The 14,831-nt window shown below is 72.3% G+C and carries 15 protein-coding genes; 9 read left to right on the top strand and 6 right to left on the bottom strand.

Annotated features, from left to right (window positions below):
* The first annotated feature begins 94 nt into the window (after positions 1–94).
* Positions 95–502: a flippase-like domain-containing protein gene (locus JL106_RS16565; RefSeq protein ID WP_407940186.1), complete on the top strand. Its 408-nt coding sequence runs from the start codon at positions 95–97 to the stop codon at positions 500–502.
* Positions 503–540: 38 nt separating this feature from the next.
* Here JL106_RS16565 and JL106_RS16560 read toward each other — a convergent pair whose 3' ends face one another.
* The 3 genes from JL106_RS16560 to JL106_RS16550 are packed head-to-tail and all read right to left on the bottom strand — an operon-like array spanning position 541 to position 4,125.
* Entirely contained in the window at positions 541–1,668 is a 1,128-nt protein-coding gene (locus tag JL106_RS16560) for a glycosyltransferase (protein ID WP_205261855.1), read from the bottom strand.
* A gap of 31 nt (positions 1,669–1,699) precedes the next feature.
* Positions 1,700–3,292: an FAD-dependent oxidoreductase gene (locus JL106_RS16555; protein ID WP_205261854.1), complete on the bottom strand. Its 1,593-nt coding sequence runs from the start codon at positions 3,290–3,292 to the stop codon at positions 1,700–1,702.
* Complete coding sequence (locus JL106_RS16550) at positions 3,289–4,125, bottom strand: carotenoid biosynthesis protein (protein ID WP_205261853.1); 837 nt, start codon at positions 4,123–4,125, stop codon at positions 3,289–3,291. The genes JL106_RS16555 and JL106_RS16550 overlap by 4 nt, the downstream gene beginning before the upstream one ends.
* Before the next feature lie 280 nt (positions 4,126–4,405).
* Here JL106_RS16550 and JL106_RS16545 point away from each other — a divergent pair, with 280 nt between their 5' ends.
* On the top strand, positions 4,406–5,332 hold the full coding sequence (locus tag JL106_RS16545; RefSeq protein ID WP_205261852.1) for a YhjD/YihY/BrkB family envelope integrity protein: 927 nt from the start codon (positions 4,406–4,408) through the stop codon (positions 5,330–5,332).
* On the opposite strand, the gene JL106_RS16540 is transcribed toward JL106_RS16545, so the two are convergent.
* Complete coding sequence (locus JL106_RS16540; RefSeq protein ID WP_205261851.1) at positions 5,275–6,063, bottom strand: endonuclease/exonuclease/phosphatase family protein; 789 nt, start codon at positions 6,061–6,063, stop codon at positions 5,275–5,277. The genes JL106_RS16545 and JL106_RS16540 overlap by 58 nt on opposite strands.
* Positions 6,064–6,139: 76 nt before the next feature.
* Here JL106_RS16540 and JL106_RS16535 point away from each other — a divergent pair, with 76 nt between their 5' ends.
* On the top strand, positions 6,140–6,775 hold the full coding sequence (locus tag JL106_RS16535) for a CDP-alcohol phosphatidyltransferase family protein (RefSeq protein WP_205261849.1): 636 nt from the start codon (positions 6,140–6,142) through the stop codon (positions 6,773–6,775).
* A gap of 130 nt (positions 6,776–6,905) precedes the next feature.
* Here the strand turns inward: JL106_RS16535 and JL106_RS16530 are convergent, their stop codons facing one another.
* Positions 6,906–8,057: a lycopene cyclase family protein gene (locus JL106_RS16530; protein ID WP_205261847.1), complete on the bottom strand. Its 1,152-nt coding sequence runs from the start codon at positions 8,055–8,057 to the stop codon at positions 6,906–6,908.
* A 414-nt stretch (positions 8,058–8,471) separates the two neighbouring features.
* Here JL106_RS16530 and JL106_RS16525 point away from each other — a divergent pair, with 414 nt between their 5' ends.
* Positions 8,472–8,639 carry a hypothetical protein gene (locus tag JL106_RS16525; protein ID WP_205261845.1) on the top strand — a complete coding sequence of 56 codons (168 nt, stop codon included), beginning with the start codon at positions 8,472–8,474 and terminating at the stop codon, positions 8,637–8,639.
* Between the two features lie 18 nt (positions 8,640–8,657).
* Positions 8,658–9,533, top strand: a complete 876-nt coding sequence (locus JL106_RS16520; RefSeq protein ID WP_205261844.1) for an LLM class flavin-dependent oxidoreductase — start codon at positions 8,658–8,660, stop codon at positions 9,531–9,533.
* A 284-nt stretch (positions 9,534–9,817) separates the two neighbouring features.
* On the opposite strand, the gene JL106_RS16515 is transcribed toward JL106_RS16520, so the two are convergent.
* Positions 9,818–10,696: a LysR family transcriptional regulator gene (locus tag JL106_RS16515; RefSeq protein ID WP_205261842.1), complete on the bottom strand. Its 879-nt coding sequence runs from the start codon at positions 10,694–10,696 to the stop codon at positions 9,818–9,820.
* Between the two features lie 139 nt (positions 10,697–10,835).
* On the opposite strand from JL106_RS16515, the gene JL106_RS16510 reads away from it, so the two are divergent.
* From JL106_RS16510 to JL106_RS16495, 4 genes are all read left to right on the top strand, one after another.
* Positions 10,836–11,141: a Dabb family protein gene (locus JL106_RS16510; RefSeq protein ID WP_205261841.1), complete on the top strand. Its 306-nt coding sequence runs from the start codon at positions 10,836–10,838 to the stop codon at positions 11,139–11,141.
* Positions 11,138–12,055, top strand: coding sequence for a cyclase family protein (locus JL106_RS16505; RefSeq protein WP_205261840.1), 918 nt, complete (start codon positions 11,138–11,140; stop codon positions 12,053–12,055). Before JL106_RS16510 ends, JL106_RS16505 begins: the two co-directional genes overlap by 4 nt.
* Positions 12,056–12,257: 202 nt before the next feature.
* The gene (locus JL106_RS16500) at positions 12,258–13,655 is read left to right on the top strand and encodes a purine-cytosine permease family protein (RefSeq protein WP_205261838.1); all 1,398 of its coding nucleotides are present in this window, start codon (positions 12,258–12,260) and stop codon (positions 13,653–13,655) included.
* An 84-nt stretch (positions 13,656–13,739) separates the two neighbouring features.
* Positions 13,740–14,831: an LLM class flavin-dependent oxidoreductase gene (locus JL106_RS16495; RefSeq protein ID WP_205261837.1), complete on the top strand. Its 1,092-nt coding sequence runs from the start codon at positions 13,740–13,742 to the stop codon at positions 14,829–14,831.

The raw sequence follows: 14,831 nt of genomic DNA, 5'->3' as shown, positions 1-14,831 counted from the left end.
CGGGCCGCTGCTCGTCGGATCGGCCCGGTTGGTCCGGCGCCGGCATCCCGGCCATGCCCCGGACCGTCACCGGCCGCCGGGGTGGCAGCGGACCGTGGAAGCGCTGCGCACCACGGGGCGCGACCTGCGGGCGCTGCCGGGCTCGGTGGTCGCGCGGTCGATCGTGCTCGGGGCGCTCACGTGGGTCGCCGATCTGGCCGCCCTGCTGGTGGTGTGCACAGCCTTCGGGATCGACGTCACCCTGGTCCAGGCTGCGACCCTGCACCTGGGCAGTCAGGCCGCCCGGCAGTTCACCGTCACCCCGGGTGCCGTCGGCATCGTCGAGGTCGTGCTGATCGGCGGGCTGGTCAGCCTGGGCGCCCCGGCCGCGGCGGCGACCGCCGCCGTGCTGCTCTACCGGGTCGCCTCGCACTGGATCCCCATGGCGCTGGGTGGTCTCGCCGCTCGGGCTCCAGGTCGCCGCGCACCGCGGCGCAGCGTCACTCGGCGTGGACTGGGATGAGGGAGCGTGGGCTCCGACCATCGGACCGAACGGACCGCTCACGGGACGTGGCCGGCCGGGGCGACGGTCCGGCCCTTCCAGGACAACGCCCCCCGCCGTCGCAGCACGACGGATCGGACCAGCAGAGCGCCGAACGCGACCACCGAGACCGGGTGGGCCGCCGCGTCGGGCAGCATCCGGCCACCGGTGCGGCGAGCGGCGACGATCCGGCCGGCGACCCCGGCCAGGTAGCCGGCCAGCCCGACGCGGGATCCGGTGAGCGCGGCCGCCGCCGGCAGCACCCAGACGAGCCCGAGCCCGAGCAGCACCCCGACCGCCCCCGCCGGGGAACCGAACGCCGACCACAGCGACTTGCCGTAGCCGTCCCGCAGCGCCGGCCAGTCGTCGTACATCCGGCAGCAGGCCAGGTCGGTGCCGTCCACCACGCCGCCGCGGCCGCCGGCCGCCTTGACCGCCCGGACCAGGGCGACGTCCTCCAGCACCGAGTCGCGGACCGCGGCGAACCCACCGGCCCGGACCAGCGCCGACCGTCGCACCACGATGAACTGGCCACAGCCCGCGCTGAGCGACCGCCGCGGCGAGCGCTCGGCGGCGCGCAGCGGCAGCGTGGTCAGCCAGGACCACTGCAGCAGCGGCTGCACCAGCCGCTCGCCGACGGTCACGGCCAGCTGCCGCGGGAACGGGCAGACGATGTCCAGGTCCGCGTCCAGCAGGAGCCGCACCGCGTCGTCCACCGCGCCCGGGACGAGCCGGACGTCGGCGTCGACGAAGACGAGGACCCCACTGGCCGGGTCGGCCGCGGCCACCAGTTGCTCGCAGGCCCACGGCTTGCCCAGCCAGCCGGCCGGCGGCGGCCGGCCGGGGAGCACCGTGGCGCCGCCGCGGGCGGCCCGCTCGCCGGTGCCGTCGGTCGACTCGTCGTCCAGCACCAGCAGCTGGTGCGGCCCGCGCAGCCCGGCCAGGCAATCCTCGATCCGCTCGGCCTCGTCCCGGGCCGGGACCAGCACGGACACGGCGGGCAGCACGGTGCCGCTGCCGCCCGGCCGGCGCAGCAATCGCGCGTTGACCGCCGCGTGCACGGCGCCGAGCGCGGACAGCGTGGCGCCCACGGTGACCAGGCGGTGGACCAGCCGGCTGACCTGATGGCTGACCAGACGACGCAGCACCCGACGGACCGGCCGCCCGGAGGTCACGGGTTCAGCCCCGGACCGGGGCGGCCGCCGCCGGGGAGCCGGTGCGACGGGCGGCGGCCCGTCCGGCGTGCCGGGCCAGCCAGGTCCGGGCGCCCAGCGGCACGGTCCACAGGTCGTGCCCGGCCAGCTGCCAGCCCGCCAGCAACCGGTTGGCGGCCTGGAAGCCGGTGGTGGCGGCCCGCTCCATGAGCGCGACCGGGAACTCGCAGCGGATCCCGTCGCCGGCCAGCACCACCCGCGGATCGGGCGTGACCACCCCGGGCCGGGACGCCCACGGTTCCGTCCCCACCAGCGGGCAGTCGTCCTCGACCAGGTAGGAGTCGGCGACGGCGTGGGCGCCGGCCAGCTCCGGGTACAGCTCGGCCAGGACCGCGAGCATCTCGGCGCGCACCGCGTCGTGGTCGGCCTGGGCCGGGAGCGCATAGGCGTGCAGTTCGACCACAGACCCGCCGGTGCGCTGTGCCCAGCTCGCGGCGCCGTCCTCGAACCGGTCGACCAGGCTGATGTTGTCCACGCAGCCGTACTCGGCGGTGCCCAGGAACGGCGGCCGGTCGGCGTGGGCGGGGCGGTCCAGCCAGAGCCGCCACACCGCGAACGGCGGCGCCGAGCGGCCGGACAGCAGGTGCCGACGCCACTCCTGATCGGCGCGCAGCGCGTCCGGGGCGCCGAGCAGCCGCTGGGTGGCGGCGCGATCGGTGGCCACCACCACGGCGTCGGCGTGCAGCGGTCCGGCCGCGGTGTCGACGACGACCCCGTCGGCCCCGGACCGCACCGCGGTGACCGCCGTTCCGGTGCGGATCCCGGCGCCGCGATCGGTCAGGTACGCGCCCAGCGGCGCCCACAGGGTGGTGTCGTAGTCGTCGTCGGGCACGTCGAACAGCAACCCCTCGGCCGAGCCGAGGAAGTAGGTGTGGAACATGCCGATCAGCTCGCCGGCCGAGAACTCGGCCGGGTCGGCGAAGAAGCTGCGGGCGAACACCTCGAGGGCCAGATGCCGCGCGGCCGGCGGGAACCGCATCCGGTCCAGGAACGCCGCCGCGCTCTCGCCGTCGTGGTCGGTGAAGGTGCGCGGGAACTCGACGTCCAGCAGCTCACCCGCCGCATCGGTGTCGATGCGACGCAGGTCGCGCAGCGTGAACGTGCGGCTGGCCAGCACGAACGCCATGAGGTTGAGCGGCGGTGTGCGGGGGATGCGGGCGAACGAGTCCTGGTACCCGGCCCGGGACACCAACGGGTAATCGGCCAGCGGACGCAGCCGTTCCAGGGCCGGATCGGTGCGGCGCAGCAGGCCGCGCAGGTTGTAGTACTGCCGGAAGAAGGCGTGGAAGCCACGACTCATGCTCGTCGGTGTCCCGGTGGCGCCGTCCGGACGTTGCGAAGCCGGCCAGGCCCGCACCCGGCCGCCGAGCCGGTCCTGGGCTTCGACCACGGTGACGGCCACGTCCCGTTCGGCCAGCGCGGTCGCCGCGGCCAGTCCGGCGACACCGCCGCCGACCACCACCACGGAGTGCTCGCGGTCGTCCCGCAACCGACCCGGTGTCCCGGGATGCCGGACGGCCGCCGCGTCCCGCCCCGGCAGCCACTGCCCGCGGCTCACCGGGGCCGCCGCTCAGATCGTCCGGGCGCGACGGCCAGCAGCCCGGTCGGGGCGGCGCACGCCCGCCGCACCAGCACCACGACCAACGGGACGGCGACGGTGCCCATGCCCAGGAACCCCCAGCCGGCCGCGGCCGGCTGGTCGAGGAAGACGAACAGTGCGGTCGCCCAGGCCACCCACGACCACAGGTAGAGCCCGACGCCGTACCCGTCCCCGAGACGACCCGGGCGGCCGGCCCGGGCCGGCCCGGTGACCAGCTGGACCAGGGCCGACAGCACCAGGGTGACCAGCAGCCAGCCGGCGTAGTTGGACAGCGGCACGGTCGGCACGCCTGGCAGATGCGGAGACGGGTCGTGCCAGGTCCAGGCGCCGAGCGAGACGAGTTGCGGGTCGAGGAACAGGTCGCCGGCGGTCGTGGCCCAGGCGCCCAGCAGCACCCGTCCGAGCGGCGACCGGACCAGCGCGCGGGCGGCGCAGGCGGCCGGCCAGCAGAGCATCGTCCAGGCCAGCGCGACCACGATCGGGACGGAGAGCAGCCGCGGCCCGATGACGTCAGAGTAGGTGTAGTCGCCGAACGGGATGCCGGTGTGCGTCCCGAGCACCTCGACCAGGAACCCCGGCACCGCGGTGACGAGCAGGTACAGCACGGCCCGGGCCGGCCCGCGGCTGATGGCCACGTGCAGCACCGTGAGTGCCGCGAACCCGACCACGATGAGGACGGTCAGCCGCTGGTTCGACGTGCCCTCGGCCAACGGCCAGGCAATCTGCAGGCCCACGACGACGACGGTCAGCACGGCCAGCGCCAGCCCCGCCGGCCGAGGACGGTGGGACACGGCGGGACGGAGCAGGGGGACCAGGCGGGTGACGCTCGTGCGCGACCGGGTGCCGGAGGTGATCACTGCTCCTCGTCGTTGGGACCGGTACCAACGGGGTATCGGTGCGGATGTACTCGTCCCGGGCGCCGGCCGGGCGCCCACCGGACGGGTGGGCGTCGATCCTGCGTCCGTCCGATCGGTCGTCCCCGCGAGGAGTCAGCGTGATCCCTGCCCACCGCGACGGTACGTCGACGGCTGTACCCGCAGACCGGCTCGCTGACGCCACGACGCGACGATCGTGACCTCCGTCAGCGGTCCCCGGCGGCTCCTGGCGTCGGTGCGGGAGACCGTCCGCGACGTCCGTCGGCTCGCCCGGCGGTCCGACATGATGGTCGTCGCCGCGGCGCTGACCTGCTCCGCGGCGTTCGGACTGGTGCCGCTGCTGGCCATCGGGGCGCGGGTCGCGGCGTGGCTGCTCGGACCGGAGCGGGTGCAACGGGCGGCGGCCGGTATCGCCCAGTTCGTGCCCGGACCGCTCGGCCTGGACGCCAGCGTCGTCGAGTTCACCCGGGAGGCGGTGGCCGCGCCGTGGTGGACGGTGCTGCTCGCGCTGCTGCCGGTGTCGCTGTACGCCGAGGGCTTCGTGCGCGGCCTGGAACGGTTCTCCCGGGCCCGCGAGCGGTACCCGCGGGCGCTGCGCGGCCGCGCGCTGACGCCGCTGCTCACCCTCATCGCCGTGCTCATCATGCTGCTGGTCGCGGGGCCGGTGCTGCCGCTGTTCGACGGGTTCGGCACCGGGACGGGCGCCCGGCTGCTCGGCGTGTTCGTGGCCTTCAACCTGATGTTCTTCCCGCTGTTCGGGGCGCTGCTGGTGGTGTACCGGCTGTTCGCCAGCACGCGGCTGCGCCCGGCTGCGCTGCTGTGGTCGGCGTTCTGGGCAGCGTCGTGGCTGGCCGGCCAGCTGATCGGCTACACGCTGGCCATCCGGTTCATCGGCGGCTTCGACCACGCCTTCGGCGGCTACGCCCCGGCGGCCGTGGTCGCCGCGTTCAGCTTCTTCATCTACCTGGAGAACCTGGTCTTCGTCGGCGGCTACCTGCTGGCCCTGGTCCTGCACGAGCGACGGACCGGCGCCCCGGTGACCACAACCGAGGAGCAGCCGGCTGTTCAGCCCGCCGCTCCGCCCGCTCCGCCCACGTCGACGTCCACCAGCAGTGGCCGGTGATCCGAGACGGTGACCGCGGGCGCCGCGGTGGCCGTCACCCGGCCCAGGGCGTCCAGCGGCCCCCGCAGCAGCACGTGGTCGAGCTGCAGCCGCGGCCGGGCGGCCGGGAAGGTCGGCGCCCGGGCCAGCGCCCGGTAGCCGGTCAGCCGGGTGGCGGCCGCCTGCACGTTGAGATCGCCGAGCAACAGCAGCGGATCGGGACGGGACTGCAGTTCCCGGGCCAGCCGGGCCAGCTGCCAGTGCTTCCACCCGGGGACGAACGGCAGGTGGGTGGCGGCCACGGTGACCGGAGCGCCGGCGCGGAGCTCGGCCCGGGCCACGATGGCCACCCGTGGTTCCTCGCGCAGCACCACTCGGCCCACGCCCGGCGCCCAGAGCGGCACGGCCACCGGGGCGGCCGGGATGCGCAGGATCTCGAGGTCGCGGAGCGGGACGCGGCTCAGCAGCGCGCAGCCGTAGGCGGGCCCGGCCCGGTTCGTCCCGCCGGCTGCCGTCCACCGGTCGCCGGGGGTGCCGAACAGCGTGGGCGCGAAGACCTGCGCGACCGCGCCCATGGCCGAGGCCGCCCACGCGGTGAGGTCCGCGCCGCCGGATCGCGGCTGGTCCCGGTCCACCTCCTGCAGGGCCAGGACGTCGGCGTCCAGCCCGGCGATGACCGCGGCGAACCGGTCCAGATCGAAGACCCCGTCGGCGCCGCGGCCCGAGGCGATGTTGAACGTCGCGACGCGCACGGTGATCGGGTACCCAGTGCGACGGCGGTGACGCCGGCCGGTGTGCGGGAACCCGGTGTGCGGGAACACTGTCGCCGTGACCGCAGCCGGAGCCGGACCGCACGACCCCGCGGGTGACCTCGGCCAGCGCTGGTCGTCACTGCACCACGGCATCGACCCGACCGCCGTCCCGCTGGTGCGCCGCTGGCTGGGCCTGATGTGGGCCGGCGGCCGGGTGCTGTCCCGGGCCGGGATCCCGCCCACCGCGGTCACCGCCGCGGGGGTGGCGCTGGCCGGCGGGGCCGTGGCGCTGGCCCGCGACCGGCCCGGACCGGCCGCCGTCGCGGTGATCGGCGCGGCACTGTGCGACGGGCTGGACGGGGCCACGGCCGTGGTCGGGGACCGGGCCACCCGCTCGGGCGCCCTGGCCGACGCGGTGGCCGACCGGCTCTGCGACGGTGCGTTCGCCGCGGTGCTGTGGCGCCGGGGCGCGCCGAGCCGGGCTGCGGCCACCGCGGCGGGGCTGGCCTGGGGGGTGGACACGCTGCGCCGGGTCCGACACGTCCCGGACCGGATCACCGTGGCCGAACGGCCGACGTTCGCCATCTGCGCGGCGGCGACCTGTGCCGCCGCGGCGACCACCCGGGCGCGGTGGCCGGCCGGGCTGAGCGCAGGCGTGTGGATCGCCGCCGGGATCGTGGGGATCGGGCAGGTGCTACGGGCACGGCGGTGACCACGAGATCACGGCACACACCGACTCGACGCGTCACACACGCTGCAACCTGGGTAACGCGTCGACCCGGTGTGTGCAGCGGACTGCCGGTGGCCCAGCTGATCCCGCCGGGCACCCGCGATGCCCTGGGTCAACGGTCCTTCGCCGGTCCACCCATCGCCGACGACACGGCGATCCGGGTCAGCGACGGCCGCATGGTCGCGGCCATGGTCATCATCGCGGCCATGGTCGCGGTGGGGCGGTCGCGGCGGGACAGGTAGGCCCGCTGCAGGCCGCGGGGCAGGCGGAAGAACGCCTCGAAGAACGCGGGGACCTGGTCGGAACGCAGCCGCAGCAGGGTGGTCAGCCCGGTGGTGCGGAGCCGGTGCACCCGTCGCTCCGCCGGGGTCCAGATCACGGCGTCCAGGTCCGCGGCGCCGTCGGCCACCGCCACGCTGAGCCGCTCGGCGATGTCCAGGGAGACGGCGACGCTGTAGCCGGTGGCCGGGTGCATCAGCCCGCCGCGCGCCCCGATCCGCAGCGGGCCGGACCCGGCGGGATCCGCAGGTTCCGGCTCGACCGAGAAGCGCACCGTCTCGGTGGTCTCGTCGCCGGTCAGTCGCACGCCGCGGGCGGCCAGTCGCACGTGCAGCCGGTGGCGCAGTTCCCGCTCGCTGAGCGCCGGCCGTCCGACCAGGCAGGTCTCCTCGGCCAGCAGTCGCTCGTCGTCCAGCGGCACCACGTAGAGGAACGACGGCGGATCCCCCGGGCCGGTGCCGTTGTCCCGCCGCCAGTCCATGAACCAGGTCCGGTCCAGCACGGGCACGTCCGTCCGCCGCAGCACCACCCCGACGGCGGTCTGCTGGGCCCGGTGCACGTCCGGCCGGTTGCCGCGGGCGTCCAGCACGATCCCGGCGCGCACCGTGCGGCCGTCGGCCAACGACACGTCGTGTCCGTCGGCACCGACCACCCGGCCGGTGAGCACCCGGTCGTCGGGGCAGGACAGCGCCCGTTGCAGACCGCGGGTGTCGAAGACCGAGTAGTCGCGCGCCGCGCGGTGCTCGGACAGGGCCCAGGCGCTGGCCGGGCTCGTGGTGCTGATCGCGGCGGGCGGCACCCAGCCGGGGATCTCGTCGGCCCAGGCCGCGTAGGTCGGGCGCCACGGCCGGGTGGGGTCCTGGTCGATGCCGATCGCGTCGACGCCGCGCGCGGTCAGCCGGTGCAGCGCGGCTCGCCCGGCCGGGCCGAGGCCCAGCACCGCGACGTGGGCAGCGATCGTCCCCTGACCCTGCACCCGCGCCATCCCCTCCGATCGTCAACCTCAGGATCCCATCCGCCGGTCGACCGGATGACTGCCGGTCCCGACCCGCCCCCCGCGCGTCACATCCGCGGCGGCTGTCTCGTCCCGTGTCCGGTGGCGCCGATCGAGCGACCGGACGACAAGGAGCCTGCGATGGCGCCTGGCCGACCGGTTCCTGGACGCCATGCGGACCGCGGACGTCGACCCACTGCGCGAGCTCCTCGCCGCCGACGTGATCATGGTGGCCGACGGCGGGGGCAAGGGGCCGCTGTGGGGGTCGGGGCGCTTCGTCGGGGCGGGCACGGTGGCGCGGCTGCTCGGCTCGGTCGCGCTGCCGTTCGTGCGGGTCGGCGCGACGCTCGACCTCCACCTGGTGAACGGTCAGCCGGCGCGATCGTGCGGGACCGGGACGGCCGTGTGCTCAGCACGGTCGCCTTCGAGATCCTCGACGGACGGATCACCACCATCCGCGGGGTCACCGATCCCGACGAGCTCGAGCACATCGGGCCGCTGGCCGACGCCTTCGCCGTGCAGCGGAAGGCGTTCGCCACACGGCGCAGCCCCGAAGGCGCCGGACCGGGCTGAGCTGGCAGGCTCGGCCGCATGACGCTTGCGCTCTCGGCCGTCGTGCTGCCGGATCGGCATCCGGTGTCGGCATTCCTGGACGACGTCCGCGCGGTCGAGGCGGCCGGGGTGGGCACGGTGTGGACGTACGACCACCTGAGCTGGCCGACGCTGCGGGACGGGCCCTGGTACGGCAGCGTGCCGCTGCTGGCCGCGGCGGCGGCGGTGACGACGACGGTGCGGCTCGGCCTGCAGGTGGCGTCCCCGAACTTCCGGCACCCGGTGCCGTTCGCCAAGGAACTGATGACACTGGACCAGCTGTGCGGCGGCCGGCTCGAGGTCGGCGTCGGTGCCGGCACCGAGGGCCCGGACGCGACCGTGCTGGGCGACGAACCGATCAGCCGGCGGGAGCGGTTCGAGCGGTTCGCCGAGTGGCTGGGTCTGCTCGATCAGCTGCTGCGCGAGGCCGAGACCACGGTGCGCGGGCCGCGGTACCGCGCGGTGGACGCCCGGCAGCTGCCCGGCTGCGTGCAGCAGCCGCGGGTCCCGTTCACGGTGGCCGGCGCGGGACCGAAGGCGCTCGGCGCGGTCGCCGCGTACGGGCAGGCCTGGGTCACCTTCGGGCCGTACGGCGTCGAGGTGGACGCAGACGGGTGGTTCGCCGCGCTGGGGGAGCAGTCGGAGCGGCTGACCGCGGCGCTGGCCGCCGCCGGTCGCCCCGCGGACGACGTGCACCGCATCGCGTTGCTGGATCTGGACGCCCACTGGCCGTTCGAGAGTCGGGCTCGGTACGCCGGGACCGTCGCGCAGTTGGATGATCTCGGGTTCGACGAGATCAGCGTGCACTGGCCACGGCGGGACGGGCGCGGGATGCCGACGGGTGCGCTCGACTTCGTGCTGGCCGTGCACGGCTGACCCGCCGTGACCGCCCTCGGACCGGCGACCACGCCCAGTGGCTGGCCGGCGCACACGGTGGTGCCATCGTGACCGGCGAGGCTGGTGAGTTCCACCCGGGAGGTCGTCGTGCCCCGTGACCGCGGCGGATGCCGGTGGCGACAGCGGGTCTCGGATCGCTCGCACCGGTGCGGCCTGAGTGGTCCGCCATTTCCCAGTACCGATTCGTCCTCCTGGTGACCGCGTCCCAGAACGCCACCGGAGGATGTCGGGGGCCATGGATCGTCAGCCGGACAGGCCTCACCTCACAGGGAATCGCCGTCGTTGATGATCGACAGGAACGCCTGGGCGGCAGGACTGGGATTGAAGTTGCTCCACGCGAGATATTCCACCCGGGAGGGTCCGTCGGCGATCGACAAGCGCGCGAGCGAGGGATTGTGAGGCGCGTACCGGGACGGTAACAAGGCGATGGCCAGGTTCTGACGGATGAGATCGATGGTCAGACCGATCGCCATCGATTCGAACGCCACTTCCCGGTGCACACCGGCTGCGGCGAAGGCGAGGTCGCTCTCGGCACGTGCCGGTGTGCCGGCCGGGAAATCGGCGAACGTCTCTCGAGCGATCTCGCTGAGCGTCGTCTCACGTACTTGTGCGAGTCGGTGATCGCAGTTGACGACGGCCACCAGACGATCGGAGCCGAGGTCGCGCCAGGCAACGCCCCGCGGTTCCCGACCCTCGGGCAGCCCGAGCATCCCGACGTCCATGTCGCCGCGCTCGATGGCTGTCTCCAGTTCGTCGCTTCCGGCGACCTGCAGAGCGATCTGCACGTGCTGATGTTCCTGTCGGAAGGCCTTCAACGCCGTCGAGACATCGACGGCGGTCACGGTGGGGATGACGCCGACCCGGAGACGTCCGCGGATCTGCCCGGCCGCTGCCACTGCGTCTGCAGCGGCCCGGTCAGCGGCGTTGAGGCTGGCCCGTGCGGAGATCAGAAAAGCCTCTCCCGAGGCGGTGAGCTCGACGCGTCGGCTCGTACGGCTGAACAGCGCGACCCCCAACTCGTCCTCCAGGCTCTTGACCCGGTGGCTCAGGCCGGACTGGGCCACGAAGCACCTCGCTGCCGCACGGGTGAAGCTGGCCTCCTCGGCGACGGCGATGACGTAGCGAAGCTGTTGCAGGTCCATAGATGCATCATCCTCGTCGATCGGTGAGATGAAAACCATGCATTGGACTGATACGGCGACGCCTCACACACTCTGTCGCACACCACACAGCACCATCGAGCCGCACGGTTCCGTGCGCCGGAAGGATTGACGGTCACCGATGATCAGGCACATCTTCATGTGGCAGGCAGCAGCACCCGAGGAGCGACAGCCCGTGCTCGACCTGCTGGTCCAGTTGTCGGATCGCCTGCCGATGATCAAGAGCTGGGAGCTCGGCGGTCATCAGGGCGAGCCGAACGACAACGGTGATCCCTGGGACGGCGCACTGATCACCGACTTCGCCTCCTGGGAGGACCTGGAGGCCTACTCGATCGATCCGTTCCACAACGAGATCGTGGCGCAGCTGCTCCCCAGGGTCCGCAGCCGCGCTGTGGTCGACTTCGTTCGCGACGGCGCCGCGCAGTGAAGGCGGGCATCAAGGTCGCAGCCAGTCCGTTCGGACCTGACGACGAGCTCGGCGCGGTCAACTTCCTGGCAGCCGCCCATCAGACGAACACCCTCACCCGCGTCGATCCCGCCAAGGTGTACGACCTGAGCGTCGACTACTTCGTCGGCATGCCGAGCTTCCAGGCCGCCGGCGACCCGTCGTACCAGATCTTCATGAGCCACACCCCCGATGGCACGGTCGTCGACAACCTGAACGGTGTCGGTGAGCAGGTCAACCGCAATGTCTGCTACTCGGGCGATGTCGTGTTCCTCTACACCCACACCGGCACCCACATCGACGCGCTGAATCACTTCGGCATCGACGGTCACATCTACAACGGGTTCTCGGATCGGGAGCATCTGGGCAGTCGGAACTGGACCAAGGGCGGCGTCGACGTCATCCCCCCGATCATCGCCCGCACGGTCCTGCTGGACATCGCCAAACTCAAAGGCGTTGTCTGTCTAGAGGACTCGTATGCGATCACCGTGGCCGACATCGAGGACGAACTGTCCAGGACCGGTCTGTCAATCAACGAGGGCGACGTCGTCTTCGTGCGCACCGGACGGATGTCATACTGGCCCGACGGATCGAAGACCCTGGGCAACCCTCCGGGACTGAGCCTGGAGGCCGCGCGGTGGCTCACCGCGCAGCACATCAGCGTCGTCGGCGCGGACCAGGAGTGCGTCGAGGTGGGACCGAGCCAGCACGAGGACAACTGGCTGCCGGTCCACTGCCACTTCCTGGCCGAGGCCGGTGTGCCGATGATCGAACTGCTCAACCTCGAGGAACTCTCGGCCGACGACGTCAATGAGTTCTGCGTCATCGCGGCGCCCGTCCGACTGAAAGGCGCGACCGGGGCCCCGATCCGACCGGTCGCCCTGCGCCTGACCTGATCCACCCCCGGGGAGACATTCTCGCGAGGAACGGCTTCCACTCTGGACGGCTACCACTCTCCCCGGACACGTCGCACATCCCGCGAGCGCATCGACGGATGAGTTGCCGACCGACGGGGGCACGGGGAACCCCACGCCGGTCGGCACGATCCCGATCACGGCGCCGCGGCCAGCTCGTTCCAGCCCCCAGGAAGGAAATCCGATGGATCTCACAGGTCCCCACGACACCGTCGAAGTCACCGACGCCATGGGTCTGTCCGCCAAGGACGAGGACCAGATGGGTCGATGGTCGTTGTTCATGGCGTTCTACGGCATCGCCAGTGCCATGTTCATGCTCTACATCGGTGCAGCGATGGCTGTGGCGTTCGGGACGGCCAACGCGATCATCGGGCTGGCCCTGACCATCATCGTCTACAGCCTGATCAACCACGTCCTGGCCAAGCACTCGATCAGGAACCGCACCACCGTCGCACGCTTCTCCCGCACCATCCTGGGACGAATCGGAACCGTCATCGCGGCGGTCATCCTGGCGCTCACCGCGATCTACTACGCGGTGTTCGAGGGTGCCATCGTGGTTTACGCCTTCCAGGCCGCGTTCGGCGGCGAGAAGTGGCTGTGGAGCCTCATCGTCGTCGCCTACTCGACGCCGTTGATCCTCGGCGGGGTCCGCCGGTTCCTGGACAAGCTCAATGGCTGGCTGCTCCCGCTGTACATCATCGGTCTGGTCGTGATGGTGGTGTGGGCGGGCGTCCGCCACGGCTTCTCGGACGCCTGGCTGACCCACACCCCCGGTCCCGAGCTCCCGCTGGCCAACGGCGGCCCCGGTTGGCTCGCGACCTTCTCCGCTTACCTGGGCGTCTGGGTCCTGATGATGTACGTCATGGACTACGCCGCGCTGGGCAAGCGCAAGGACGTCCGCTTCCACACCCGGTACACCTTCACCTGGCTGTTCTGGGTGGTGACCTACGGCATCAACGCCCTGGTCGGCATCTTCCTGACGTTCACCATCCCCGGCCTGGAGGTCTCCGAGGCCGGCCTGTCCGGCGGACTGGTCACCCTGATGGGACCGGTCGGACTGATCTTGATCCTGGTGTTCCAGACCCGGATCAACACCGCCAACTACTACATCGGGGCAGCGAACCTCAGGGAGTTCGGTGAGCGGCTCTTCGGGGCCAGGCTGCCCTCGGCATTCTGGGTGGTGGTCTCCTCGGTGATCATCTACGCGTTGATGCTGCTGCCCATCACGCAGTACCTGCTGCAGGCGCTCGCCTGGCAGGGCGTCCTGGTCAGCGGCTGGGTCGCGATCGCCGTGACCCACATCCTGCTCAACCGGTCGCGCACCGAGGAGCACGGCTCGCTCGGGGACGAGCACTACCGCCGTGCCAACGTTCCCGGCCTGATCGCGTGGGTGGTGGCGACGGTCGTCGGCATCGTGCTCACCAGCGCCTTCGAGTGGGGCGCGACCTGGGGTCCGATCGCCACCGTGGTGGTCGCCAGCGGCCTGTACGCCGGGCTCCGGCCGGTCCTGCGACAGCACTCGGCGATGCACGTGCCGGCAGCGGCTCCGTACCGCCGGGTTGCGACCGAACCCGCGAACTGAACGAGCCGCCCTACCCTGCGCGTTCGGGTCCTCGGCACCGCCGAGTCGAGCACGCGCCACCTCACGAAGAACAGGAGTGCAGCAATGAGTGCAATGAAGCTCGGAGTGTTCCTCCCGAACGGGCAGAACGGGTACATCATCTCGGAGAACGCGCCGCAGTACGAGCCGACGTTCGAGCACTGCCTGGAGATCTCCCAGGAGGTCGAGCGCGTCGGTCTCGACTTCGTGCTGTCGATGATCAAGTACCACGGCTTCGGTGGGAAGACCGGCTACTGGGACGGGTGCCTGGACTCGGTGGTCCTGGCCACGGGCATCGCCGCCAACACCAGCAGGATCGACGTCTTCGCCACCGTGCCGATCCTGGGCATCCCTCCCGTGATCGCAGCCCGCCAGTTGGCGACGTTCGACGAGATCGCCAAGGGCCGCGGCGGGGTCAACCTGGTGACCGGCTGGAACCGTCCGGAGTACGACCCGATGGGCCTGTGGCCCGGCGACGAGTACTACGAGCGCCGCTACGACTACGCCGCCGAGTACGTGCAGATCCTCCGCGGCCTGTGGCGGGACGGCCGCACCACTTTCAACGGCGAGTTCTTCACCATCAACGACGCCACCTGCCTGCCGAGCTCAGGTCGCGAGCTCCCGATCGTCACGGCCGGCCAGTCGACGGCCGGCCAGCGGTACACCGCCCACTACGGCGACTACAACTTCGTCTTCGGCGACCGGGAGCTGCTGCCGCAGATCACCAGGCCGATGGTGCAGGAGGCCGAACGGGTGGGCCGCACCGTCGGCACCTACGCGTTGTTCACGGTGATCGCCGCGGAGACCGACGAGGAGGCCCGCGCCAAGACCCAGCGGATCGTCGACGGTCAGGACACCGAGGCGCTCAAGAACGTCGCCGGCAGCGCCGCGCTCGACCCGGAGTCCGGTGGCACGAGTGCGCACTTCATCGCGGGACTCACCGCTCCTCCGGAGGAGGGCAACCTCACCTTCATGAGCTTCCCCGTCCTCCACGGCTCCTACGAGAGCGTCGCCGAGCAGATCGCCACCATGCAGCGCGACACGGGGGTCGCCGGTGTGCTGATGACCTTCGTCGACTACGTGCCGGACATCAGGGTCTTCGGCGAGAAGGTGCTGCCGCTGGTCCGCGAGAAGCTCGCCGCCCTCCAGTCGGTGTGA

Origin of the sequence: Nakamurella leprariae, assembly GCF_016918035.1 — a bacterium.
Lineage (GTDB): Bacteria > Actinomycetota > Actinomycetes > Mycobacteriales > Nakamurellaceae > Nakamurella > Nakamurella leprariae.
This window is presented reverse-complemented; position numbering and strand designations above follow the sequence as displayed.